The sequence below is a fragment of the Acinetobacter legionensis genome, assembly GCF_048551735.1.
In the GTDB taxonomy this organism is placed as follows: domain Bacteria; phylum Pseudomonadota; class Gammaproteobacteria; order Pseudomonadales; family Moraxellaceae; genus Acinetobacter.
The window spans coordinates 1-333 of record NZ_JBIMBV010000107.1 but is presented as its reverse complement, the minus strand read 5'-3'; the positions used below and the strand labels follow the sequence as shown (position 1 = coordinate 333).

Annotated in this window: 1 protein-coding gene; it reads right to left on the bottom strand. The window is 35.4% G+C overall.

The annotated features are described in order from the left end of the window. On the bottom strand, positions 1-333 hold a 333-nt coding region (locus ACG9ZL_RS21225; protein ID WP_419361906.1), incomplete at both ends, for an RHS repeat domain-containing protein.

Here is a 333-nt window from a genome sequence, read left to right as displayed (position 1 = left end):
GATCTGTATAACGGGTCAATTGATGGGCATGGTTATACTCATAACTGCGTGTATGTCCATTTTGATCAATGGCTTTGATCAGATTGCCTTGTTGATCATATTCATAACGTGCCAATGCTTCCACTTGATCATCGACAAATGCGGCAATGACTTTGGCTTGTTCATTAAAAGCAAACTTGACTAAATGTTTAGCGCGTTTCAATTGAAAATCAATCGCTTGTAAATAGGCAAATTGCTCAAACAATAAATAGGTCAGTACTACTTTTTCATCAGTCTGATCATTAAATTGTTGAACGAGGTGATAATGTTTTCCAGCATTAAAACTATGAAAAT